Annotated in this window: 17 protein-coding genes; 9 read left to right on the top strand and 8 right to left on the bottom strand. The window is 73.3% G+C overall.

Annotated elements, in window-relative coordinates; translation table 11 throughout:
• Positions 1-43 precede the first annotated feature (43 nt).
• Entirely contained in the window at positions 44-2,116 is a 2,073-nt protein-coding gene (locus WMF20_RS17435; protein WP_437615042.1) for a bifunctional aldolase/short-chain dehydrogenase, read from the top strand.
• Positions 2,117-2,135: 19 nt separating this feature from the next.
• On the opposite strand, the gene WMF20_RS17430 is transcribed toward WMF20_RS17435, so the two are convergent.
• Entirely contained in the window at positions 2,136-3,641 is a 1,506-nt protein-coding gene (locus tag WMF20_RS17430) for an MATE family efflux transporter (protein WP_437615040.1), read from the bottom strand.
• A gap of 66 nt (positions 3,642-3,707) precedes the next feature.
• Positions 3,708-6,581, bottom strand: coding sequence for a serine/threonine-protein kinase (locus WMF20_RS17425; protein ID WP_437615038.1), 2,874 nt, complete (start codon positions 6,579-6,581; stop codon positions 3,708-3,710).
• 305 nt (positions 6,582-6,886) lie between these two features.
• On the opposite strand from WMF20_RS17425, the gene WMF20_RS17420 reads away from it, so the two are divergent.
• Positions 6,887-7,354, top strand: a complete 468-nt coding sequence (locus WMF20_RS17420; RefSeq protein ID WP_237245418.1) for a hypothetical protein — start codon at positions 6,887-6,889, stop codon at positions 7,352-7,354.
• A 412-nt stretch (positions 7,355-7,766) separates the two neighbouring features.
• Positions 7,767-9,791 (top strand): DsbA family protein, encoded by a 2,025-nt coding sequence (locus WMF20_RS17415; protein WP_437615036.1) that lies wholly within the window; start codon positions 7,767-7,769, stop codon positions 9,789-9,791.
• Positions 9,792-9,905: 114 nt separating this feature from the next.
• On the opposite strand, the gene WMF20_RS17410 is transcribed toward WMF20_RS17415, so the two are convergent.
• Together WMF20_RS17410 and WMF20_RS17405 are read right to left on the bottom strand one after the other, a co-directional pair.
• On the bottom strand, positions 9,906-14,243 hold the full coding sequence (locus tag WMF20_RS17410; protein WP_437615033.1) for a hypothetical protein: 4,338 nt from the start codon (positions 14,241-14,243) through the stop codon (positions 9,906-9,908).
• Between the two features lie 126 nt (positions 14,244-14,369).
• Complete coding sequence (locus tag WMF20_RS17405) at positions 14,370-15,149, bottom strand: sensor histidine kinase (protein WP_437615031.1); 780 nt, start codon at positions 15,147-15,149, stop codon at positions 14,370-14,372.
• Between the two features lie 343 nt (positions 15,150-15,492).
• Here WMF20_RS17405 and WMF20_RS17400 point away from each other — a divergent pair, with 343 nt between their 5' ends.
• The 3 genes from WMF20_RS17400 (at position 15,493) to WMF20_RS17390 (ending at position 17,828) form a co-directional block, all read left to right on the top strand.
• Positions 15,493-15,957, top strand: a complete 465-nt coding sequence (locus WMF20_RS17400; protein WP_437615029.1) for a response regulator — start codon at positions 15,493-15,495, stop codon at positions 15,955-15,957.
• A 222-nt stretch (positions 15,958-16,179) separates the two neighbouring features.
• Positions 16,180-16,620: a response regulator gene (locus WMF20_RS17395; RefSeq protein WP_437615027.1), complete on the top strand. Its 441-nt coding sequence runs from the start codon at positions 16,180-16,182 to the stop codon at positions 16,618-16,620.
• 218 nt (positions 16,621-16,838) lie between these two features.
• Positions 16,839-17,828, top strand: a complete 990-nt coding sequence (locus tag WMF20_RS17390; RefSeq protein WP_129575415.1) for a sensor histidine kinase — start codon at positions 16,839-16,841, stop codon at positions 17,826-17,828.
• A gap of 100 nt (positions 17,829-17,928) precedes the next feature.
• Here WMF20_RS17390 and dapE read toward each other — a convergent pair whose 3' ends face one another.
• Genes dapE through ndk form a run of 4 tightly spaced genes read right to left on the bottom strand, consistent with a single transcriptional unit; the run spans position 17,929 to position 21,259 of the window.
• Positions 17,929-19,032 (bottom strand): succinyl-diaminopimelate desuccinylase, encoded by a 1,104-nt coding sequence (gene dapE, locus WMF20_RS17385; RefSeq protein WP_437615025.1) that lies wholly within the window; start codon positions 19,030-19,032, stop codon positions 17,929-17,931.
• A complete protein-coding gene (locus tag WMF20_RS17380) occupies positions 19,029-19,904 on the bottom strand; it encodes a 2,3,4,5-tetrahydropyridine-2,6-dicarboxylate N-succinyltransferase (RefSeq protein ID WP_437615023.1) in 876 nt (291 codons plus the stop codon). Before WMF20_RS17380 ends, dapE begins: the two co-directional genes overlap by 4 nt.
• Before the next feature lie 42 nt (positions 19,905-19,946).
• Positions 19,947-20,825, bottom strand: a complete 879-nt coding sequence (locus tag WMF20_RS17375) for a hypothetical protein (protein WP_437615021.1) — start codon at positions 20,823-20,825, stop codon at positions 19,947-19,949.
• A complete protein-coding gene (gene ndk, locus WMF20_RS17370) occupies positions 20,825-21,259 on the bottom strand; it encodes a nucleoside-diphosphate kinase (RefSeq protein ID WP_061629540.1) in 435 nt (144 codons plus the stop codon). The genes WMF20_RS17375 and ndk overlap by 1 nt, the downstream gene beginning before the upstream one ends.
• Positions 21,260-21,589: 330 nt before the next feature.
• Between ndk and WMF20_RS17365 the strand changes: the two genes are divergently transcribed.
• The 3 genes from WMF20_RS17365 (at position 21,590) to pstS (ending at position 24,972) form a co-directional block, all read left to right on the top strand.
• Positions 21,590-22,285, top strand: a complete 696-nt coding sequence (locus WMF20_RS17365; protein ID WP_020735531.1) for a response regulator — start codon at positions 21,590-21,592, stop codon at positions 22,283-22,285.
• Positions 22,286-22,293: 8 nt separating this feature from the next.
• On the top strand, positions 22,294-23,769 hold the full coding sequence (locus WMF20_RS17360) for an ATP-binding protein (RefSeq protein ID WP_437615019.1): 1,476 nt from the start codon (positions 22,294-22,296) through the stop codon (positions 23,767-23,769).
• An 87-nt stretch (positions 23,770-23,856) separates the two neighbouring features.
• Positions 23,857-24,972 (top strand): phosphate ABC transporter substrate-binding protein PstS, encoded by a 1,116-nt coding sequence (pstS, locus tag WMF20_RS17355; RefSeq protein ID WP_437615017.1) that lies wholly within the window; start codon positions 23,857-23,859, stop codon positions 24,970-24,972.
• Positions 24,973-24,986 lie beyond the last annotated feature (14 nt).

Genomic DNA, 24,986 nt, shown 5'->3' with positions numbered 1-24,986 from the left:
GCGGGCTTCCGGCGCCTCCGTCGCTGGGGTAGGCGGCCGGTCGATGGATCCTCGCCATAGCAAGGACGAAGCCCAGCGTTACCTCGACACCTACGCCGCGTCCTGCGGCGAGGATCTCGCCCTCCGCGTCTACACCTCGCGCCTGCTCGGCGCCGATCCGTCCCTCGTGCTCCACGGCGGCGGGAACACGAGCGTCAAGAGCACGGCCGTCGACCTGCTCGGCGATCGCGTCGACGTGCTCTACATCAAGGGCAGCGGGTGGGATCTCGCGACGATCGAGCCGCGCGGCTTCCCGGCGTGCCGCCTCGCGCCGCTCCAGCGCGCTTGCGCGCTCGAGGCGATGACCGACGAGCAGATGGTGGCGCTCCTGCGCGGCCAGATGCTGGATCCGTCGAGCCCCACGCCCTCGGTCGAGGCGCTGCTGCACGCGATCATCCCCGCGAAGTTCGTCGATCACACGCACGCGGACGCCGCGCTCTCGGTCATCGATCAGCCCGGCTCGGCCGAGATCGTGCGGGCGATCTACGGGGATGAGGCGCTGTTCGTGCCGTACGTCATGCCCGGGTTCGCGCTCGCCCGCCGCGTCGCCGAGCTCGTCCGGGGGCGCCTCGCGCAGGGCGGGCTCCCGTCGGTGATGATCCTCGACAAGCACGGCGTCTTCACGTGGGGCGAGACGGCCGAGGAGAGCTACACGCGCATGATCGACGCGGTGACGCGCGCCGAGCGCTACATCGCCCAGCGCAGCGCGATCGTCTCGCACCCGACGGTCGCGGCGCCGGACCCGGACATCCGGGCCGCCATCGGGCCGGTGGTGCGGGGCGCGCTCGCCCGCGCCTCGGGCCGCCCCTGGGTCTCCACGCTCCGCACGAGCCTGCAGCTCATCGCGTTCTGCGAGCGCGACGACGTCGCCCGGGTCTCGCAGATCGGCTGCGCGACCCCGGACCACGTCATCCGCACCAAGGCGCGGCCGCTCCTCGTGAGCGGCTGCGACGTGACCGACACGGCGCGCCTCCGCGCGGCCGTCGAGCAGGGCATCGCGAAGTACGCGGCCGAGTACCACGAGTACTTCCGCCGCTCCTGCGCGGCGCGGGGCGTCGTCCGCGATGAGCTCGATCCGTTCCCGCGGGTGCTGCTCTTCCCCGGGGTGGGCGCGCTGTGCGTCGGCGGATCGCACGCCGAGGCGGAGATCGTCGCGGACGTCTACGATCACACCGTCTCCGTGATCGAGGCCGCCGAGGCGCTCGGCGGGTACCAGCCGGTCCCGGAGCTCGACCTCTTCGACATGGAGTACTGGAGCCTCGAGCAGGCGAAGCTGAAGCTCGGGGCCGGGCAGAGGGGCCCGCTCGATCGGCGGATCGCGCTCGTGACGGGCGCCGCCTCGGGGATCGGCCACGCGACCGCGGCGGCGTTCCTCGCGGCCGGGGCGCACGTGGTGCTGGCCGATCGCGACGAGGAGCCGCTCGAGAAGGCCGCCGCCGAGCTCGGGGCGCGCCACCGCGGCCGGTGCCTGAAGATCGCCTGCGACGTGCGCAGCGAGGCGAGCGTGAACCGGGCGTTCGCGCAGGCCGCGGCGCACTTCGGCGGCGTCGACGTCGTCGTGTCGAACGCCGGCCGCGCGTTCTCCGGGCCGATCCACACGTCGGAGGGGCACGAGGCGCTGTGCGCCTCGCTCGAGCTGAACCTGCTCGGCCACCAGAACGTCGCCCGCGCGGCGGCGCGGGTCCTCCTCGCCCAGGACTCGGGCGGCGCGCTCCTGTTCAACGCGTCGAAGAGCGCGTTCAACCAGGGGGGCGACTTCGGCCCGTACGCCGTCGCCAAGGCGGCGCTCGTCTCGCTCATGCGCCAGTACGCCGTCGATCTCGGCCGCCACGGCGTCCGGGCCAACGCCGTCAACGCCGACCGCATCCGGACCGCGCTGTTCGGCGCGGGCCTGCTGGAGGCGCGCGCCCGCGCCCGCAACGTCTCGGTCGACGACTACTTCCGCGACAACCTGCTCCGGCGCGAGACCACCGCGGCCGACGTGGCGCAGGCCTTCCTGTACCTCGCCACCGCCGAAGCCACGACGGGCTGCGTCGTGACCGTCGACGGCGGGAACGCCGCGGCGTTCCCCCGCTGAGCGCGGGTCAGAGCCCTCGTTACGGGTCGCCCGGGCCGCCGCCCGCGCCGAGCGCGGCCTTGTCGGGCCCGTGATGAGGGTCGAGCGGGATCTTCTTCCAGTCCCCCGAGCGGAACTTCCACACCATCGTCGCGGCGAGGAGGACGACGTAGGCGACGCCGGCCCCCCAGATGCCCATCAGGCCGAAGCCGAACGTGATGCCGAGCAGCCACGCGAGCGGGACGAGGCAGGTGAAGTGCAGGATGAGCTCCACCACCATCACGAACACCGTGTTGCCCGCGCCGAAGAGCGCCTGCGTCAGGATCATGCCGACCGCGACGAGCGGCGTGCAGATGCCCATCACCTGGAGCGGCCGGAGCGCCGCGGCCTGGACGAGCTCGCTGCTGCTGACGAACGCGAGGATCTGCCGGGCGAAGATCGCCTCAAGCAGGCCCACGACCCCGAAGATCGCGAGCCCCAGCCGGACGCTCACCCAGCCGAAGCGCGCGGCCTTGTCGCCGTCCCGCTCGCCGAGCGACTGCGCCACCAGGGTCGCCGTCGACGTGCCGAAGGCCAGGCAGGCGGTGAACGTGAGCTTCAGGATCCCCACGATCACCGTGGTCGCCGCGCCGTAGACCGGCTCCGCGCGGCCGCCCGGGCAGAGCGGCGAGACCACGCCCGCCGGCGCGACCTGATCGAGCTTGCTGGCGATCGCGTAAAACAGGCCGAAGCCGGTCATGATGGCGACGGTGGCGACGGCGCTCGGGATCGACAGCTTGAGGATGGACCAGGTGAGCGGGGCCGAGAGCTTGCTCGTGGCGAACGGCCGGTAGAGGCCCCGGTACTGCGGCAGGAGGGCGTACGCGAGCATGATCGCGAGGCCGACGTAGGTCGAGATGAAGCCCGCGATGCCCGCCCCGACGATGCCGTACTTCGGGATGCCGAGCGAGGCGTTGCCGAAGATGAGCAGGAGGCAGAGCACGATGTTGAGCGCGTTCATCGCGACGGCCGAGACGAGGTGGATGTGCGTCTTGCCGATCCCGTCGAAGAACGCCTTCAGGGCGAACGTCGCCGCCATCGACGTCACCCCGAGCAAGCGCCAGCCGAGGTAATCGAGCGCCGCCTGCCGCGCGTCCGGCACCTTGATGATGACCGACAGGATGTACGGCATCGTCAGGTACCCGAGCGCGGAGAACGCGACACCGGCGACGAGCGCGAAGAACAGGGCGTTTGCGAGGACCGCGCCCGCGTCCTCGGGGCGCCGCTCGGCGAAGCGGCGCGCGGTGAACGCCTGCGTGCCGACCGAGATCGCGCTGAGCGAGCCGCCGAACAGCCAGAGCACGATCAGCGACGGCAGGAGCGCCGCTTGCGCGTTCGACGACTCGGGGCACGGCAGGTGCGCGAAAAAGACGATGTCGACCTCGTTGACGATGCTCTGGGTGAGCATCGCCGCCACGGTCGGCAGCGCGAGCCGCAGGATGGCGCGATGGGGTGGGCCCGAGGTAACGGCGTTCGAACCCGGCGCGGACAGGGAAATCTGAGCCATCGCAGGCTGCGCGGTATACAACGCGGCAGCGTGCGCGCGAGAGAAATGCGCCGCGGGCGGCGCAGCTTACTCGGCCTTGGCAACCCGGGACCGCCGCTTGTGACGGCGCCGCTTCGCCTCGGTGTGATCCTCGTGCCCGTTGCCCTCTTTCTCTGCCGTACCGGCGTCGCCGCGGGCGGGCGTCGACGCCGCCGGCTCGCGGGCCGAGGACGAGGACGATCGCTCGCGCGCCTTCGTCTCGCGCGTCGCGACCTCGCGCGACGCGCGCTCCGCCGGGCCGCGCGCCGCGGGCTTGTCGGCCTTCGACGCCGCGCCGCGCGCCGCCACCACCGGGCTGCGCGGGGCGGCCTCGCTCCTCGCGGGCGGCTTCGCCGCGTCGGCCTTCGCGACGGCGGGCTGCGCCGTCGGCGCGGCGGCCGTCGCGGGCGCCGCGGCCCCTGCGCGGGGCAGGGCCGCGAGGGCTCGCGGGGCATCGCTCCCCTGCCCCGCTGCGGCGGGCGCGAGCGCACCGGCCGCAGCGGCGGCGACCGCGGGCGCGCCGGCGGCCTGCGCCGTCGCCGCGGCCGCGAGGGCCTGCGCCGCTGCGGCGCTGGGCGGCGCCGCAGCACCGGTGGACGGCGCCTCCGCGGCCCCGGACGGCGCCTCCGCGGCCCCGGACGGCGCGTCGGCGGCCTCGGCGCCGGGCGCAGCGGCCTCGGCGCCGGGCGCAGCGGCCTGAGCCGCCTCCCCCGGCGGCGCGGCCGCCTCGCCCTCGACGTCGAGCAGCGCAGCGGCGGCGGGGACGCGCGCCGCGATCTCGCGCCCCTTGCCCACCACGACCGCGCCCGCGAGCGCCATCACGGCGGCCACGGCCGCGAACCCGACCGCGCGGCGCCGGGCGCGCGCGCGCCCGGGCGCGCCGAGCGCCCTCAGGATGGCCTGACGCATCTCGGCGGCGCTCTGGAAGCGGACGCTCGGGTGGCGCGCCAGCGCGCGCATCACCAGCTCGTCGACGAACGGCGGGATCTGCCGCGCCGGGGCGCGCTCGCCCAGGCGCTCGGGGCTGCCCTTGATCTTCGCGTCGAGCAGCGCGACGAGGCTCGGCTCGACGAACGGCAGGCGCCCCGTGAGCATCTCGTAGAGGACGCAGCCGAGCGCGTACAGATCCGCCCGCCCGTCGATGCGCCCCGACGCGGCCTGCTCGGGCGCCATGTACTCGGGCGTCCCCACGATCGCGACCGCGGCCCGGGCCGGCCCCTCCCCCGCGCCGGTCGCGTCCGCGACGCCGTCGCCCTCGCCGCGGTCGTCGGCGAGGCATTTCGCGAGCCCGAAATCGAGCAGCTTCAGGCCGGCCTCGGCGATGGAGGGCGAGGCCTCGGCGCCGCTCGGGCGCGTCAAGAACAGGTTCTCGGGCTTGATGTCCCGGTGCACGAGGCCCTCGGCGTGCGTGAGCTCGAGCGCGCTCAGCACCTTGACCGCCATGGCGAGCGCGTCCCTCCAGTCGATCGCGGCCCCGCGGGCGAGCACGGCGTCGAGCGTCTCGCCCTCGAGCAGGTCCATGCCGCAGAACAGGCGGCCATCGGCGGCCATGCCGAAGTCGTGGACCTTCACGAGGTGCTCGTGGGAGAGGCGCGAGAGCACGCGCGCCTCGCGGCGGAAGCGGCTCGCGACCGCGTCCGCCGCGGAGTGCTCGGCGGAGACGACCTTGAGCGCCACGCGGCGCCCGAGGTCGACGTGCTCCGCCTCGTAGACGGTGCTGCTCGCGCCGGTGCCGATCTCGCGCAGCAGCCGGTAGCGCGTGCCGGGCAGCATGCCCTCGTCGCCGCGCTCGGCCGAGGCCATCGCCTCGGCGCGGGGGCTCACCGGCGTGACGGCCGCGGCGCGGTGCGCCTTCGCGGCGGCGACGAGGGCCGCGAACTCGCCGCGCGAGCGCCCCGGCTCGCCCGGGAAGAGCCGCTGCATCAGGTGCGCGGCCCGCGCGCGCACGCCGCGCTCGCCGCCCGGCAGCGCGGCCGCCCCGCCGAGGAGCGCGGCGAGGTCGCGCGCGGCGGCGCGGCTCGACGGGTACCGGGCTTCCCGATCGAAGGCCGTGAGCCGCGCGATCGCGGCGTCGAGCGTCGGCGGCGCCCCGTGCGAGAGGGCGATCGGCGGCGGATCGTTCTGGTTGCGCGCGACCGCGGCCATGTGCGTCTGCGCGTCGCCCTGGAGGAAGCGGCGCCCCGCGCAGAGCTCCCAGAGCATGATCCCGAGCGCGTAGAGATCGACCCGCGCGTCGCCCGGGTCGCCGTTCGCCACCTCCGGCGCGACGTAGCCCGGCTTCGCGAACACGACGCCCGCGACCGTGTGGCAGCGCCGGTTCTGTCCGCGGGCGGTCCCGAAGTCGATGATCTTCACGTCGCCGGAGAAGCCGAGCATCACGTTCTGGGGCGACAGGTCGCGGTGGACGATGCCGAGCGCAGCGCCCGACGGGTCCTTGCGCTCGTGCACGTGGGCGAGCGCCTCGGCGATCATCGTCGCGATCGCGACCGCCTCCGCCCAGTCGAAGCGGTGCCCGAGCTGCACCGCGCGCGCCCGGACCTCGCCGAGGCTCCGGCCCTCGACGTGCTCGACGACCGCGTACGGCTCCCCCGTCGCCGGGTCGACGTCCGCCTCGATGACCTGCGCGACGCCGGAATGCTGGAGCTGCGCCTGCACCCGCGCCTCGTCGAGGAAGCGGGCGATGTAGCTCGGATCCGACGCGTGCTCGCGGCGGATGATCTTCACGACGACGGGGCGCTCGGCCCCCTCGAGGCCGGTCGTGGAGGCGAGGAACACCTCGCCCATGCCTCCCCGAGCGATGCGCCGCAGGAGCACGTAGCGGCCGAGCGGTCGGGGAACATCGTCCGCAGCGAAGCCGCTCTTGTTGGGCTCATGCGAGGGCGGAAGAACCGGGCGGGGCACGGTCGCGGAGGAGTTCGCCATGAACCGAACCTATCGGATGTAGGACAAGGTGGGCCAACTTCGCGCTGGCGCGGCGAAACGGGCCGCGCTCCCGCGGCGCCGCCGCCGCGCCACACCGTTTCGACACAGGGGCTCTCCAGGTTATCCACAGGGTTATCCACACCCTGTCGACAAGTCGCGGCTCCGGGCGGTCGTCCTGAGCGGCGCATGGATCCGTCCAGGGTGACGACAAACCGTCGCGTTCTGCTGGAGTTCGGCCCATTGCTCTCCTCTCGGGCCTCGGCTACTCCTTGGCAGGGATGTCGCGACACGCCGTCCAGCGCCTGATGACCTTGCTGACGTTCGCGTTGGCGCTGGTCCTGCCGCTGCGAGCGCGCGCTGCGATCGTTCCGGTCTGCGACGACGACCGGATGACGATCGTCGCGCCGCCGGACGAGCCGTCGTGCACCGTCCTGACGAGCGTCGACGACGAGACGGGCGAGACGAGGGCCGCGCCGATCTGCGATCCGCGCGGCGCTTCCTCGGTCGCGCCGCCGCGCACGCTGCCGATGACCGACGACCGGATCGACGCGGCCCCTGGATGCGACGGGGGCGACCTCTGGCCGAGGGTCGGGCCGAACTCGGGTCGCCCCGGCCCTGTGAGCGAGCTCTCCAGCCCGCCGCAGCAGGCGGTGCTCGTTCCGGAGCTCGTCCTGCCTGCCCCGTGCGCGTCCGTGGAGGTCTTCTCGTTCCTCGCGGTCTCCGGCGGGCCGCGCGCCGGCGTGGCGCAGGGCGTCTACCACCCGCCTCGATGAGGCGAGCTCGCCGGCCAGGCCGCCCCCGATCGCGCCGCGTGGTCTCTCGGAGCCCGCTGCGGGCGATCCGCGCCGGTCTTGCCGCGAGATCCGGAGCGTTTGCCGGTCTGAACCGAGCCCGCTAGGCGCTCGTCCGGGCCCACGTCGCGCAGGCTCGCCCTCTCGAGGGCGGCGCGCCTCGCGCGACGGAGGCCGGACGCTGGCGCTGGCGTGACCGGTCCAGAGCGGTCCCGACGCTCCGCCGGGGGCTGCAGCCGCGCCGCGCGGCGGCGGCTCCTTCGGCCCAGGGTGGCTCGCCGCCCTGGGAGCTCACGAATGGCGATCTTGTCGCGAGCGCGCACCTGGTGTCGCGCCCGCGTTGAAGGAGGGGCCCGCCTGGCGGCGCTCCACCACCGTTGAGAGAGGAAACATCATGAATAAGGGAACAGCCATCGTCGGCTTTCTTCTCTGCTTCATCGCAGGGATGGGGCTGATGTGGAGTATCGATCGGAGCGCCGGCTCGCGCGGGCATGAGATCTCGGCGGCCGTCGACGACGGCCAGCCGTGGAGCGACGAGGACGCGGCGGTGCCCGTGTCGTCGAAGGACCCGGTGTGGGGCGCGCGGACGGCGCCGGTGACGATGGTCGTCTTCAGCGACTTCGAGTGTCCGTTCTGCAGCAGGGTCGAGACCACGATCAACCAGCTCAAGGACAAGTACGGTTCCGAGAAGCTGCGCATCGTCTGGAAGAACAACCCGCTCCCGTTCCACAAGAACGCGCGTCCGGCGGCGCTCGCGGCCGAGACCGTGTTCCGCCTCGGCGGCTCGAAGGCGTTCTGGAAGTTCCACGAGCTCGCCTTCCAGAACCAGAAGAGCCTCACGCCCGACAACTTCGAGAAGTGGGCCGTCGAGGCCGGCGTCGACAAGGCGAAGTTCAAGGCGGCGTACGATCGGCAGGAGTACATGGCCAAGATCGACGCCGACATGGCGGTCGGCAAGACGTCCGGCGTCACCGGCACGCCCGCCTCGATCATCAACGGCGTGTTCCTGAGCGGCGCGCAGCCGGTCGACAAGTTCACCGCCGTGATCGACGAGCAGCTCAAGGCCGCGCAGGCCGCGATCGCCGCGGGGACGAAGCCCGACAAGGTGTACGCCAAGCTCGCCGCGGAGAACAAGGCGAAGGCGCCGCCCCAGAAGGACCGCGAGCGCCCGCAGGAGGACGACAAGACGGTGTGGAAGGTGCCCGTCGGCGACGCGCCCGCGAAGGGCCCGGCCACCGCGCTGGTCACCATCGTCGAGTGGTCCGACTTCCAGTGCCCCTTCTGCAGCAAGGTCGTCCCCACGCTCGACGAGATCGTCAAGACCTACGGGGACAAGGTCCGGTTCGTCTGGAAGAACAACCCGCTCCCGTTCCATCAGCGCGCCGAGCCCGCGGCCGAGCTCGCCATGGAGGCCCGCGCTCAGAAGGGCGAGAAGGGCTTCTGGGATGCGTATGAGCTGCTCTGGAAGAACCAGCAGAAGCTCAACGACGAGGACCTGCTCGGCTACGCCAAGGAGCTCGGGCTCGACGTCGAGAAGGTGAAGGCCGCGATCGCCACCAAGAAGCACGGCGCATCGATCTCCGCGGATCAGGAGCTCGCGGACGACCTGCAGGCGTCCGGGACCCCGCACTTCTTCATCAACGGCCGCCGGCTCGTCGGCGCGCAGCCGATCGACAAGTTCAAGGCGATCATCGACGAGGAGATCAAGAAGGCCGAGGGGCTGCTCGCGAAGGGCGTCGCCGCCAAGGACCTCTACGCCGAGATCATCAAGGACGGCAAGGAGCCGCCGCCGCCCGAGCGCAAGGAGGTCGCCCCGCCGGCACCGAACAGCCCGTGGAAGGGCGGCGAGCGCGCGAAGGTCGTGATGCAGGTCTTCTCGGACTTCGAGTGCCCGTTCTGCAAGCGCGTCGAGGACACGGTCTCGCAGATCTCGAAGACCTACGGCGACAAGCTGAAGATCGTGTGGCGCCACCGGCCGCTGCCGATGCACAAGAACGCGCCGCTCGCGGCCGAGGCCGCGCAGGAGGCCTACGCGCAGAAGGGCAACGCCGGGTTCTGGGCGTACCACGAGGTGCTCTTCAAGAACCAGGGTCAGCCGGACGCCTTCTCGCGCGCCTCGCTCGAGAAGTACGCCGAGGAGCAGGGCCTCGACATGACGAAGTTCAAGAAGGCCCTCGACGCGAACACCCACAAGGCGTTCGTGGACTCCGAGAACTCCGTGGCCGACAAGGCGGGCATCAGCGGGACGCCGGCGTTCGTCGTGAACGGCTACTTCATCAGCGGCGCGCAGCCGTTCTCGAAGTTCAAGAAGCTGATCGACAAGGCCATGAAGGAGGCCGGCGAGACCGCGCCTGCCGCCGTCACCAAGAGGCCGGCGCCCGCCGTGCAGCCGGCCGCCGCCCCCGCCGCCCCCAAGTGAACCGCCCGAGCGCGGTCTGATCTCCCGCCGAACCTGACCCACCCGCCCGAGGGGCGGCTCCCGATGACCGGATGAGCCGCCCGCCTCCCTGCCCTCCGCGGGCCCGACGAGGCGTCAGCCCGTGGTGCGGAACCGCGAGCGCCCCTCGGAGATCCACCACGCGCGGTAGCGCTCCTGGGCGGCCTCCCGCTCCTGTCGCGGCAGGTCCTCGTAGTAGCCGAAGTACTCCCGGGTGATGCCCTTCAGCTCGTCGATAGCGGCGCGGCGGATGGCGGGCTTCTCGTGCGTGAGCGCGTCGATGATCCACTCGATGCGATGGCGCTCGCCGTTCCTCGACCACCACGCCATCCACTTGCGCGCGTCGCGGCCGAGATCTTCCCGCGTGATGGCGGTCAGCGCGCGGGCCGCCGCCTCGACGATCGCGTCGTGCGGATCGGAGAGCGCGCTGACGAGCGCCGGCACGCTGGAGCCGGAGCGGATCTCGGACATGGTGTCGATGGCGGTCAGCCGCCGCGCGGGCGACTCCTCCCGGTCGCGCGCGATGTGATCGAGCCCCTGCAGGATCGGGCCGCCCGCGGGCGGCGCCGCGATCAACAAGGCGGCCGAGCGGACCGCGATCCGCCGGACGGCGACGTTGTCGTCGAAGAGCCGCGGGAGCAGCGCGTTGGCGGCTTCCGGGTACGGCAGCTCGCCGAGCACGTGCGTGGCCCAGAAGCGCACCTCGGGGTCGGGCGAGGCGCTCCGCACCGTCATGAAGGGGAGCGCCGGGCGCCGGATCGCGACGATGAGCTCGAGCAGCGGCCCGCACTGGGAGGCAGGCGGCGCGGCGGCGACGCTCGCGGCGCCGTCCGGGCCGGCGAGCTGCTCGCGGAAGCGCTGGCGATCGACCCGGAGCGGACCGGGGAAGCGCGCGGCGACGATCGAGATCGCCGTCTCTCCGTTGCGCACGAGCTCGGCGAACGCCCGCGAGCCCGCCTCGCCGCCCGCGAGGACGTGCTGCACGAGCGAGCTGTACTCCGCGCGCAGCTCGCTGGCCGGAGACGGCGAGACCGCGGCGCGCCGCTCGGACGGGGGCCGCGGATACACCGCGGCGGCCTCGAGGGCGACGGGCGTGCGGCGCCAGTGGGGGCGCGCGGCGACCGACGACGGCGCCGGCGCATGATCCCGCTGCTCCTCGGCGCCGGGCTTGATCGAGCTGTCGAGCATCCACGGCGGCCGGGAGTACCGCTTCGTCCGCGCCTCTTCAGGCTCGCCGAGATCGAAGTCCTCGGACCGCGCGTGGGTCGGCGCCGCGGGGATCTCGAGATCGGGGATCTCGTCGATGGCTGGCGGCGAAGGCGGCGCCGTGATGACCGGCGACGCCGGCGCCGGGACCGCCTGCATGAGCGGCTGTGTGACCGCCGGCATCATCGGCGCGGTGACGGCCGTGCCCGACACGACGTCCGCGCCCGCCTCGAGGCCGAGCCGGAACTGCGGCTCGGCGCCCGGGCTCGGCGCGTGCGGCGTCGCGGCCGGCGGGATGGTCGAGCTGAACGCCATCGCGTGCGCGACGCCCTCGTCCGGCCGCACGGGATCGGCCTCCACGCCCGTGCCGCGGAGCCCGAACGCCCGCGCGACGGCATCGATCCCGGAGCCGCCGTTCTCGGTGGACCAGCCGCCCTGGGGTCGCGGGCCGTTCGGCTCGACGTCCGCGCCGTCGGCTCGCTGTGGCTCGCCCGCGCCGAGGGGCTCATGCGCGGCGGGCGGCGAGGATGCGTCGTCGGCCGCGGCCGGCCCGTGCGCCTCCGCGCGGACCATGCTGCTCAGCTCCATCAGCGCGGCGCGGGTGCGCATGGAGAGCGGGCCCTCCTTGGCGTGCTCGTCGCCGTCCTCGTCCTGCGGCGCGGCGGCCTCGTGCGGCGGCGCGGACGACCTCCGCGCAGGCGCGGCGGCCTCGTGCGGCGGCGCGGACGACCTCTGTGGAGACGCGGCGGCCTCGCGCGGCGGCGCGGACGACCGCTGCGGAGATGCGGCGGCCTCGCGCGGCGGCGCGGACGACCGCTGCGGAGATGCGGCGGTATCCTGGGCTCCGCCGCTCCGGTTCAGCTTCTTTCGCAGGATGAGCCGCTCCAGCACCGTCGTCGCGACCCCGGCGAGCGCGATGAGATCGCCGATGCTGGAGAGCTCGACCGAGGCGGCGCCGTCGTCACCGTAGACGAGCGCCACGACGCGGCCGCGCACGACGATCGGGACGACCGCCACCGCGGCCGCGTGGACCTTCCTGCCGAGCTCGCGCTGGAGCTCCGCGTCAGGGGCGCTGCCCGCGAGCGCGGCGACGAGCGGCGCTCGGAGCGCGCGCGCCCTGGCGAGGGCGGTGGGACGATCGAACGGCACGGCGATCTTCGTGACGCGATCGCGCTCGGCGCCAGGGCCTGCGGCGTTGCGGCCCTCCGCGCGCTCGCCGTGGACCGTGAACAGGACCGTGTACTCGAAGTACTGCTGCGCGAAGTCGAAGAGGACCGCGAGCACCGCCTCGCTCGAGTCGACCGAGGCGAGCTCCTGCTCGGCCATGGCCAGCGTGAACGGGCCCTTGCGCCGCTGCGCCGTCGGCGCAGACCGGCCCGCCTCGCGCATCGAACCCTTCGCCGCCGGTGCGCTCGCCGAGATCGCGGGCGCGGGCGCCGCAGGTGCGGCGACGACAGGCGCGAGCGCCACGGGCGCGGAGACCGCAGGAGCAGACGCCGCAGGTGCGAGCGCAGCGGGCGCCACGGGCGTGGTCTCCGCCGGCGCTGTCGCTGCAGGCCCCACGGGCGCGGAGGCCGCAGGGACGGGCGCCGCTGGCGCAGAGCCGCCGGGCAGGCGCGGCTGCGCCGCTGCAGCTTGCGGCACCGTGTCTTGCGGAGCGCGGTGCGCGGCCGACGCCCGCTTCAACCAGCCGGTCAACAGGTGCGTGCCCGGCGCCCGCGAACGCGCGCCGGACGGCGCCGGCGGCGCCACCGGCCTCACGGGCGGCGCCGTTGACTTCAGGGGCGGCGCCGGCGTTGCCACGGCCGGCGCTGGCGTTTCCACGGCCGGCGCCCTCGCCTCCACCGCAGGCGCCGCGGGCACGTCGTCCGCTGCCGCGAACGCCGCGAGGCGCGGCGCGAGCTGCTCGGAGCGCGGCGTCGGCTCTGCCGGCTCGATCGCGGGCTCTTCCTGCGGCGCAGCCAGGTGGCCGGCAGGCGCGGTCTCCTCGCCCTGAGCCGCCGCGGCGACCTCGCGCTCCGCCGGCGCCGCAGCGCCCGCTTGGCCGCGCCGCGGAGCGAGCTTGGAGAGGCGCGAGGCCAGCGCCTCTGCCCCAGGCGTGTGCGCCTCGAGGTAGCGGAACGAGGGCAGATCGATCGGGTACTCCGCGACGACGGTCGGCTCGTCGTCCAGCTCGTGCAGCGGCGGCTTCCTCGGCGTGGGGACGGCTTCATTGAGCGAGACCTCCGCGACGACGGTGTCCTCGTCGTGGATCGAGGTCAGCGCCTCGACCGTCGGAGCATCGTCGATGCTCGCTCGCTTCTTCTGCTGCGCTTCCGCCGTCTCCTCGCGAGCGTGCGCTCCCGCGGCCTCCTCGCGCGCCATCGAGGCCGGCGCCTCGACCGTCGGAGCATCGTCGATGCTCGCTCGCTTTTTCTGCCGCGCTTTCGCCGTCTCCTCGCGCGGATGGATGCCGTCGGGCAACGTCGCGTCGGCGTCGACATCGGCAGGCGCGACCGCGTCCGCTCCCGCAGGCGACGCCGCGTCGGCCGCTGCAGCCGGAGCCGCCGCTGCCGCCGCGAGCGAAGGCGCGTCGACCGGCGCAGGCGCGACCGGGTCGGCTCCTGCGGGTGGAGCCACATCCGCGCCGGCGGGCGACGCCGGCGGCGGAGGCGCTCCCGGCGGGAGCGCAGCGGCGGCTGCGGAGGCGGGCTCGACCGGCGCCGCCGGGCTCGGCTCGGCGCGCGCGTCGAGCTGCTTCACGAGCCGCGACAGGCGCCGCTCGAGGGCGATGCCGTAGTGCTCCGCGAGCGCCTGGCGGATGCGCACCAGCGGCGCGGCGAGCTGCCGCAGGTTGACCCCCAGCGAGAAGCTCAGCTGCTCCGCGACGGCCGGCGCGAGCGGCTCGGCCGTCGCGATGACCAGCGTCGGCTCCGGCTGCGAGGCCCCCGCCGCCGCGCTGTCGACGCCCGTGCGCACGTCGAGCGGGAACACGCGGTGCTGGACCGCGAGCTCAGCCGGGATGGTCCGGAGCACGTCGGGCGACGCGGGCCGGAGCCGGCCGACGGCGGGCGGGAGCCCGAGGCTCTCCGCGAGCAGCGCCGTGAGCTCGCGCTCGCTTACCGCGCCGAGCTCCAGCACGTTCGTGGCGAGGTCGCCGCCATGGAGGACTTGGCGGGCGATCGCCTCCTCGACCACCCGCATCGAGGTAACCCCATGCTGCACGAGGAGAGAGCTCAGCGTCGGCATCGAGGCGCATTCATCGTTGTGCGGTGGAAGTTGGAGCACGCTCGCGACGTGCGACCCGGTTCATCCTAGACGAAGTCTCTATCGGACACGATCCGCGCGTTGGAGCCCTCGGAAGGGTCTCCTCCGTCACCGGCCGCTCGCCGCGTCGCAGCGACCTTCCGTCTCCGGCAATCGGGTGGGAGGATCCCTCCCAACGCCGCCGAGGAAGCAGGTGAAGCGCAGCCCGGTCGCGGAGAGGTCCGCGGCCGATGCCGGCGCGCCGCCGTCCGCGCGCTCGGACGACGGCTCCACGGTCAGCCCGCCCCCGTGCGCGCCGAGGATTCCGTGCGCGATCGCGAGCCCGAGGCCGAGCCGCTCGCGGCGGCGCGGCGCGACCGGGTCGGCGGGGATCGCCGCCCGCTCGCCGAACGGCTCGAGCAGCCGGGCGAGCGGCTCCGGCGGGACGGGGCCCGCCTCGTCGACGACGGTCACCACGGGCGCGCCGTCGGCGCTCGAGACGCGGACCTGCACCGGCCGATCGCGCGATCGCAGGATGGCGAAGCCGAGCACGTACTCCAGCGCCACCCGGAGGAGCTCCGGATCGCCCTCCACGGTCGCGGCACCGTCGGGCCCGGCCTCGAACGAGATCTGCACGCCGCGCGCGGCGGCCATCGCCTCGAGCTGCGCCGCGGCGCGCCGGACGAGCTCGGCCGCGTCGCAGCGGGCGATCGACATCGGCCGGCTCGCGTCCGCGCGGAGCCAGATGGAGTTGTCGAACTCGTCGAGCAGCCGCTTCAGCCGCTCGCCGGCGCCGCGCACGCGCTCCAGCATGTCGCGCGGCGCTGGTCCGAGATCCTTCTGGTAGCGCAGAAGGTAGTGCACCCCGGCCAGCATGGTCGCCAGCTCGCCGCGTAGGTCGTGGCCCACTCGCGCGAAAAACTCGTCATCCATCCACATAGACGCCTGCTCCGAATATGCAGCAGCGCGGACCTCGAGCATCAGACGAGCAAGCCAACTGTCGTCGGGACCGCCCCGAAACAGCCGTCGCCAGGCGCTGAGGGCGAACCGCGCAGAGCCCCCATCTGCGCTGGACAGTTGATGGTTGCGGATAAGCGACCTGGGCACAAGGTGTACCCGGGGCTCAGGTTTCGCCTCCACCAACGCAGGGGGACCTTTCCAGGAACGCCGGCGGGAGGTCGTCGCCCTGATGCCTCGCATCGAAGCCCGAGCACCTGGGGAGCGCCGTCAGCCGAGCCGCGAGCGGGGGAGCATGTCCGAGGCAGAGCGCAGAGAGTCCGCCGAGCAACACGACGAGGAGGGCGACGAGGATACCCTCGTGGTCGAGCGACGCCGCCGGGTCCTCATCGTGGACGATGATCCCGATTTCCTCGTCATGGCGGAGGCGGCGCTCGCCGCGCACGGCTTCCTGGTCGAGCGGGCGGCGGGTGGGCTGCGCGGCGTGTTCCTCGCCACACAGGACGTGCCGGATGTGATCCTGTGCGACCTGAGGATGCCCGGCATCGACGGGTTCGTCGTCGCCGAGGCGCTGCGCGCCGACCCGGCGACCCAGCACGTCGCCATCTTCGCGTGCACCGGCCGCCGCGATCTCGAGGCCCGCGCCGCCCTCAACGCCTCGGCCTTCGACGGCGTGCTCGTGAAGCCCGTCGACTGGGACAGCGCCGCTCGTTTGCTCCACGAGATCATCGGCGCCCGCCGGCCCTACGGGCCCACCTAGGGTACGTAAGGAACAACCTTAGACCCCTTCAGGCCAAGTGCAGGGCGACCCCTGCGCGGGAGGGGAAATGCCCGGCGTCCGGCCGGCAATAAGGTATACAAACATCGCGTGACCCGAGCGGATCGCCTCCCTACATCACCTGCGTGAGAGACCGGCCGCACGATGTCGGGCTCGTTCGCGCTCGATCGGGCGGCGCGCCGAGGAATGGAAAGGTTCACTGGGATGGAAGTGAAGTGTGACGACAACACGTTCTCGCCGCTCGTCCTGGTCGTGGACGACTTCCAGGACAACCGGGAGATGTTCGCGGAATACCTGTCCTTCTCCGGGTTCCGCGTGGCCGAGGCGGCGACCGGTCGGGAGGCGCTCGATCGCGCCTTCGAGCTGATCCCGGACCTCATCCTGATGGATCTGTCGCTCCCCGAGATCGACGGCTGGGAGGCGACGCGCCACCTCAAGAGCGACCCGCGCACGAAGCGGATCCCCATCGTCGCCCTCACCGGCCACACGCTCGCGGGGCACTCGCGCGAGGCGAAGGACGCGGGGTGCGACGCCTTCCTCACCAAGCCGTGCCTGCCGGACACGCTCGTGCTCGAGATTCGCCGCCTCCTGTCGCGCGAAGACGACGCGCGGGGCCCGTCGCCGCAGCCGGAAAGAACGACCTGACGCGCCGCGAATCTGCTCTCCAGCCATCCCGCGAGACCGGCGCGGCGCACGGCGCACGGCCCCCGCGACCCGCGCCCGCGACCCGCGACCCGCGACCCGCGAGAGGAACAGCGCACCTGCGCTCCCGCGCTGCCATGACTTGGCTGAGGCACCACCTGACTATCCCGAGCACGGTCTTTCTGGCTAACTGATCGCTTGAGAGCCAAGAGGGAGCGAGGATGGCGGGGGTGACGAGGAAAAAAGCCGGAAAAGACGCGGCGGACAGCGCGGATGGAGCGCCCGGCCGCCCGCTCCGCGGGCGCGCCACGGCGGTGCCCCTGCGCTCGCCGAAGAGGGGAGCGGCGTCGGCTGCGGCGGCTGGGCCTCGCTCCGCGGGGCCGGCGACCCTGCGCGCCAGGGCGCCCAGGCGATCGAAGGCGGACGCGGACCGGCACGCCCCGCGCGGCGACGCGGCCGAGCGCGAGCGGCTCGAGGAGCAATGCCAGCGGCTGGAGCGCCGCGCGGAGACGGCCGAGCGCATGCTCCGCGAGACGGTGTCCACCATCTCGCACGATCTCAGGAACTCGCTGAGCGTGATCGTGGTCAGCGCCCGCATGCTGATGCGCTCGATCCCTCAAGAGGGCCCGGGGCGGCGGCAGCTCGAGGCGATCACCCGCGCGGCGGACGACATCAACCAGCTCGCGCAGGACCTGGTCGACGCCATGAGCATCGAGAACGGCTCGCTGAAGGTCGGCAAGGGCGCACACGAGGTCGAGCCGATCCTCGACCGGGCGATCGAGCTCATCGCCCCGACCGTCGCGCTGAAGCCGCTCGAGATCGCGAAGGAGCTGCCGCACGACGTGCCGCCCATCGCGTGCGACCGGGAGCGCATCGTCCAGGTCATCGCGAACCTGCTCGGCAACGCGATGCGCTTCACGCCCAAGGGCGGACGCATCACCGTGCGCGCGGAGCCCTCGGGCAACGACGCGCGGTTCTCCATCTCCGACACCGGCCCCGGCATCGCGCCGGACCAGCAGCCGCTGCTCTTCGCCCGCCACGCGCCCGCTCGCCGGCCCCTCGGGCAGGGGATGGGGCTCGCGGCGTTCGTCACCAAGGGCATCGTGGAGGCCCACGGCGGCACGATCTGGGTCGAGAGCTCGCCCGGCCAGGGCAGCACGTTCTTCTTCACCATCCCGGCCGCCGGGCTCTCGGTGCGCGCAGCGCCCTGACCGAGAGCCCGCGCACGCGGAAGAGCGCGGCGCGCGCCCTCGACAGCGGAGCGCGCGCCGCGGGCACGCTCGCGGTGCGCGCTCAGCAGGCGCGCGGCCGTCAGGCCGGTCCGAGCGCCGAGAGCCAGCGGCGGAGGATCGCGCGGCCGTCGGACAGCTTGCGCAGCGACGCCCACTCGTTGCGCTGGTGCGCCTGGGCGTTCTCGCCGGGGCCGAAGTTCACCGCGGGCACGCCGAGCTCTGCGAAGCGGGCCACGTCGGTCCACGCCTGCTTCGGCTCGACCGCGGCGACGCCGGCCTCGCGCAACGCCACGACGAGCGGGTGCGACGCGTGCGGCAGCGCCGACGGGCTGAGATCGCGCCACTCGATCTCGGCGCGGCCGCCCACGAGCGCCTCGACGGTCCGCTGCGCCTCCTGGATCGAGGTCCCCGGCGGGAAGCGGTGGTTCAGGTTCATCGTGAACTCGTCGGGCACGACGTTCCGCCCGCGCCCGCCCTGCGCCATCGTCGCCGTCGTCACGGCCCGGTAGACGAACCCGTCGATCTCGACCTCGCGCGGCGCGAGGGCGGCGAGCTCGACCAGGAGCGGGCCCGCCTTGTAGATGGCGTTCTCCCCCTGCCACGGCCGCGCGCTGTGCGCCGTCCGCCCGCGGAACGTCAGCCCCGCGTGCAGCGAGCCGCTCGCGCCGAGGCTCAGCTTGTTGTCGCTCGGCTCCAGGCACACCGCGAGATCGAGCGCGCGGAGGCCCGGCTCGCGCTCGATGACCAGCGCGAGCTCGTTCTCGAGGTACGGGCCCTCCTCCCGGGCGTAGAACACGAGCGTCAGATCGACCCCCGCGATGTCCTCCCGCGCGCCCTCGGCGAGGTCGAGCATCAGCGCGAGGCCCGACTTCATGTCGCTCGCGCCGGGGCCGTAGAGGCGATCCCCCTCGATCCGCGGCGGCCCGTCGTGCGAGGTGCGCACCACGTCGAGGTGCCCGGCCAGCGCGATCTTCGGGCCGCCCGTGCCCTGCGTCACCTGCGCGACCAGCGAGTCGCCGTGACGGCGCACCGGCGCGGCGAGCTGCGCCCGACCGAGCCGCTCGGCCACCGCGGCGCACAGCTCCTGCTCTTCCCCGATGGGCGACGGGACCGAGCACAACCAGAGCAGCGTGTCCGCGAGGGCGGCCGCGGCCGCCGCGTCCCGATCGGGCCGCGCGCTCACACCGGCACCGCGAAGTCGCGCAGCGCCGCGTTGAGCGACACCTTGCGGTCGGTCGCCTCGCTCCGCTTGCCGATGATCAGCGCGCACGGGATCGAGAACTCCCCCGCGGGGAAGCGCTTCGGCCGCGTGCCCGGGATGACCACGCTGCGCGCCGGCACCCGGCCGCGGTGCTCGACGACCTCCGGCCCCGTGACGTCGAGGATCGCCGTCGACGCGGTGAGCACCACGCCGGCGCCGAGCACCGCCTCCTCCTCGACGACGACGCCCTCCACCACGATGACGCGCGAGCCCACGAAGACGCCGTCCTCGATGATCACCGGCCGCGCCCCCGGCGGCTCGAGCACCCCGCCGATGCCGACGCCCCCGGCGAGGTGCACGCCTCGCCCGATCTGCGCGCAGCTCCCGACGGTCGCCCACGTGTCGACCATCGACCCGGCGCCGACCCACGCGCCGATGTTCACGTAGCCGGGCATGACGATCGCGCCCTGCTCGAGGAACGCGCCGTAGCGCACCGTCCCCGGCGGGACGACGCGGACGCCCGCCTTGTCGAGCCCGCGCTTGAGCGGGATCTTGTCGTGGAACTCGAAGGGGCCGACCTCCATCACGCTCATGCCGCGGAGCGCGAAGTAGAGCAGGATCGCCTCCTTGATCCACGCGTGCGTCACCCACCGGTGCGGGGCGCCCTCGCCGCCGGACGCCGCGCCTTCGCCGCCCGCCTGCGGGGTCTTGTCGGGCTCAGCGACGCGGAGCAGGCCTTGGTCGAGCTGCTCGATCGTGCGGAGGACCGCGGCCTCGTGCGCGGGCGAGCGCAGGAGCTCGCGGTCGCGGAACGCCGCCTCAACAAGGGACTTCAGGGATTCGTCGGTGGCCATGGCGCCGCCTTTAGCACGGCCGCGACAGCACCGGCAGCGGCGTCAGAACGTCATGGTGACGACGCGGCCGCCGGGCCCCTCGACGAGGTCGACGCCCGCGCGGCGCGCGACGACGCGGGCCACGGCGGCGGCCCGCTCGCCGCCGTCGCGCAGCACCACGTCGAGGGCGACCGCCGGCGCCGCCTCGCGCGGGCCGCGCTCCGCGATGCGCACCGTCGAGCGCCCGTCCGGCAGGCGGGACACGGCGAGGTGGGGGCTCGCGACGCCCGCGGCGCTGACCATGCCGACGGCGAGCTCCATGAGCCCGCTCACGGCGCGCACGTCGCCCTCCACCTCGTTGGCGCGGCCGTCCGAGGAGGCGACCGAGATGCCGACGACGGGCCGCCCCTCGACCGCTGCGGCGCTCCAGTTGCGGAGCACGTCGATGAGATCGAGCGGCGTCGGGCGCAGCTCGAGCGTCGCGATCACGAGCTCGGACAGGCGCAGCGCGCCGCTCAGCTCCCGGGCCGTCCTGCGCACCGACGCCTCGAGCGCGAGGCGCTGCCGGGCGTCGATGCCGCGCTCGGCGCCGGCGCGCTCCCCGCGGCCGCGCCCGGGGCCGCGCCCCGCCGGGGCGCCCGCGGCGGCGCGCGACAGCTCGTCCGTGAGGCGCGCGACGTCGACGCCCGCGTGCTCGAGCACCGCGCACGCGGCGTCGGCCGCCGCGGCGTCGTCGGTCTCGACGAAGCCGTCGCGGACCGCCGCGGAGAGGCTGTCGAGGGCGGCGACCAGCGCCGCGCACCCCTCGCACACCTCCGGCAGCGCGAGGGCGACCCCGCGCGGCCCGACGCGGCGCGAGCCGAGCAGGTGGGCGAAGCTCTCGATGCCTGCAGCGCCGTCCCGCGCCGCGCCGAGCGCAGCGGCGAGCCGCTCGCCCAGCATCAGTTGGTCGCGCTCGGAGCGACCTCGTAGCCTGCGAAGAAGTAGGCGATCTCGCGCGCGGCGGTCGCCGTCTTGTCGGAGCCGTGGACCGCGTTCTCGCCCACGCTCGCCCCGTGCAGCTTGCGGATCGTCCCCTCCGCCGCCTTCGCCGGGTCGGTCGCGCCGATCACCTCGCGGTACTTCGCGACCGCGTCCTCGCGCTCGAGGGCCATCACCAGGATGGGGCTGCGCGACATGAACGTCACGAGCTCGTCAAAGAAGCCGCGCCCCCGGTGCTCGGCGTAGAAGCCTTCCGCCTCCGCGCGGCTGAGGTGGATGCGCTTCATCGCTTTGATCGTGAAGCCCTCCTGCTCCAGGCGAGCGATGATCGCGCCTGCCTTGTTCTTTTCCATTGCGTCGGGCTTGATGATTGAGAGGGTTCGCTCGAGGGCCATGGGCGGGCCAGTTAGGCGAAAACTCCGAGCGTTGCAAGCGCCACGCATTCCGTCCTCAAGGTCCGCGACCGGTCTCGCTGCGCGTGGCCTGCGCGCCTCCGCGCTCCCGCCGTTCCCGCCCGCCTGCGCCTCGCCGCTCCCGGCCGGTCTCCCGGCGGCGCCCAGGGCCGCCTCCGATCGGGCCGTCCGCCGCCCGGCGCGCGCCGCGGCGCTCCCGTCGACCTCGCGCTCCACCGCCTGCTCGCAGCCGCTCCGCCTCGTGGGATGGACGACGCGCGGCACGCGCGATCGCCATGAAGCTGTCACAATGCGCTGCTACACCCATCGGCCATGCCGAGCCACGTGCTCATCGTCGAGGACGAGCGCGACCTCCAGCGCGTCCTCACGTACAACTTCCGTCAAGCTGGCTTCGATGTGGTCTCCGCCGGGAGCGGAGAGACAGCGCTCCGCGCGGTCAAGGAGGAGCGGTTCGATCTCGTCCTGCTCGACCTGATGCTCCCGGACATGTCGGGCACGGAGATCTGCCGCCGCCTGAAGCAGAACCCGCAGACCTCCGCGGTCCCCGTCATCATGGTCACGGCCAAGGGGGAAGAGATCGATCGGATCGTCGGCTTCGAGCTCGGGGCCGACGACTACGTCGTCAAGCCGTTCAGCGTGCGAGAGCTCATCCTGCGCGCGCGGGCGATCCTCAAGCGCTCCGAGAGCCCCACGTCGGCCCCGGAGAAGTTCGATTTCGGCATCCTCCGCGTCGACCGCGCCGCGCACAGGGCGTGGGTGCAGGAGAACGAGATCGCGCTGACGGCGCTCGAGTTCCGCCTGCTCATGATGCTCTACGATCGCCGCGGGCGCGTGCTATCGCGCGACCTGTTGCTCGACGAGGTGTGGGGCTCGCACGTCGACGTCACCGCGCGCAACGTCGACACCCACGTGAAGCGCGTCCGCGAGAAGCTCGGGGCGGCCGGCGACTACATCGAGACCGTGCGCGGCGTCGGCTACCGGTTCCGCGCCGAGCCCGAGGCCGCCTAGGGGCGCTCATGCTCGTGTTGAGGCGGCTCGGCATCGGCGCGAAGCTCGTAGCGGCGACGGTGCTCGTCCTCCTCGTCGCGGGCGTGCCGATCGAGCGCCTCGCCGCGCGCGACATGGAGGCGGCGCTGCTCGCGGAGCACAGCCCGCGCGCCGCCGTCGACGCGGCCCTCTCGCGCTCGCGGCGGGCCATGCTGTTCGGCATGGGCGCCGTGATCGTCGTCGCCATCTCGGTCGGCGCCGCCACAACCTTCTTCATCACGCGCCCCATCCGGAGGCTGACCCGCTTCGCGCTGGCGATGTCCGAGGGCGACCTGTCGACGCGCGCGCCCCTGCGCGGCTCGGGCGAGCTCCGCCAGCTCGCGCGCGCGCTCAACCACCTGACGAGCGAGCTCTCCCGCTCCATCGCCGAGGTCCGGACCGAGCGCGATCTGCTCGCCGGCATCCTCGACGGCATGAGCGAGGGCGTGCTCGTGCTCGATCGCGACGGGCGGATCCTCCTCGCCAACCGGGCGCTGCGCGCGATGGCGTCCCTCGGCGAGGACGCGCTCGGCCGATCGGTCATCGAGTCGATCCGCAACGCGCGCCTCACCGAGGCGATCCAGCTCGCCGGCCAGCGGGACGAGCCGGTCGACGTCGAGGTCGAGCTCGGGCGGACGCTGCCGCGGCGGCTGCTCGTGCGGGTGTCGCGCCGGAAGGCCCCGGCGCACGACGCGCTCGACGCGCGCGCGGAGCACGACGGCGCGCCCACGGAGCCCGGGCTCATCGCGGTGTTCCACGACGTCACGGATCTCCGCCGGCTGGAGACGATCCGGACCGACTTCGTCGCCAACGTGTCCCACGAGCTCAGGACGCCGGTCACCGCGATCAGCACCGCCGCCGAGACGCTGCAGCTCGGCGCGCTGCAGGATCCGCACGAGGCCGCCGAGTTCGTCGACGTGATCGATCGGCACGCGAAGCGGCTCCGCCAGCTCGTCGACGACCTGCTCGACCTGTCGAAGATCGAGGCGAAGAACTTCCGCCTCGCGCTCGCCGATCTCGACATCGCCCCCGCCATCGAGCACGTGACGCAGCTGCTCGACGAGGCGGCGCGCCGCCGCAGGGTCACGCTGACGGTCGACGCCGCCGCGCTCCCGCCCGCGCGGTGCGACCGCCGCGCGCTCGAGCAGGTGCTCATGAACCTGCTCGACAACGCCATCAAGTACGCGGGCGAGGGCGCGCACGTCACGGTGCAGGCCGGCTCGGTCGATCAGCAGGTGACGATCGCCGTCGCCGACGACGGCCCCGGCATCCCTCCCCACCACCTGGGCCGCATCTTCGAGCGGTTCTACCGCGTCGACGCGGGCCGCTCGCGCGACCTGGGCGGCACGGGGCTCGGCCTCGCCATCGTGAAGCACCTGGTCGAGCTGATGAACGGCTCGATCGAGGTCGAGAGCGCCATCGGCCGCGGCACCAAGTTCACCGTCCGCCTCGCGCGCGCCGCGTGAGCCCCGCAATGTCGGGAAAATCCGGTATTCGCTGTTCCACCCTGCCGTCACACGGTTGTCACAAAGCTCGACTACGCCTGACGGTGCATGGCTCGAATTCTGCTCACCCTGGCGATGTTCCTCCTGGCCGCTGGATGCGGTCGCTCCGACGGTCCCCAAGAGACCGGCTCGCTGCCCGGCTCGAAGCCGAACGCGGCGCCTCAGCCGGCCGCCGATGGGGAGGTCCCCCTGACGGGCGCGGGTGCCACGTTCCCGTATCCGCTTTATACGAAGTGGATCTCCGAGTTCCAAAAAGCCAACTCCAAGGTCAAGATCAACTACCAGTCGATCGGCTCCGGCGGCGGGATCCGGCAGATCACCGAGCGGACCGTCGACTTCGGCGCCACCGACGCGCCGATGACCGAGGAGCAGCTCGCCAAGGCGGCGGGCATCCTGCACCTGCCGACCTGCCTCGGCGCCGTCGTGCTGACCTACAACCTCGAGGGCGTGCCCTCGGGGCTGAAGCTGACGCCGGACGCGGCCGCGCAGATCTTCCTCGGCAAGATCAAGAAGTGGAACGACCAGGCCATCCAGCAGGAGAACCCGGACGTGAAGCTCCCCGACAAGGAGATCGCGACGGTTCATCGCTCGGACGGCAGCGGGACCACCAAGATCTTCGTCGACTACCTGAGCGCGGTGAGCCCGGAGTGGAAGAGCGGCCCCGGGACCGGGACCAGCGTCAACTGGCCGGGCGGCCTCGGCGCCAAGGGCAACGACGGCGTCTCCGCCCTCATCACGAGCACGCCCGCCTCGATCGGCTACATCGAGCTCGCGTACGCGATGCAGAACAAGCTCACCTTCGCCTCGCTCAAGAACAAGAGCGGCAAGTTCGTCGCCCCGTCGCTCGAGAGCACGACCGCCGCGGGCGCCGGCGCCGCCGCCAACATGCCCGACGACCTCCGCATGTCGATCGTCGACGCCGAGGGCGAGGACGCGTACCCCATCGCCGGCTTCACCTACCTCCTCGTCTACCAGGAGCAGAAGGAGCTCGCGAAGGGCAAGGTGCTCGCCAACTTCGTGAAGTGGGCGATGCAAGACGGCCAGAAGTTCACCAACGACCTCCACTATGCGCCGCTGCCGACGGCGGTCGTCGAGAAGGTCAACAAGAAGCTCGCCACGCTGGTGGGCCCTGACGGCAAGCCCCTGCTCACCCCGACACCATGAAGGACGGCGCGTCA

The sequence above is a fragment of the Sorangium sp. So ce834 genome (assembly GCF_051521425.1).
GTDB classification, from domain to species: Bacteria; Myxococcota_A; Polyangia; order Polyangiales; family Polyangiaceae; genus Sorangium; species Sorangium cellulosum_D.
This window is presented reverse-complemented; position numbering and strand designations above follow the sequence as displayed.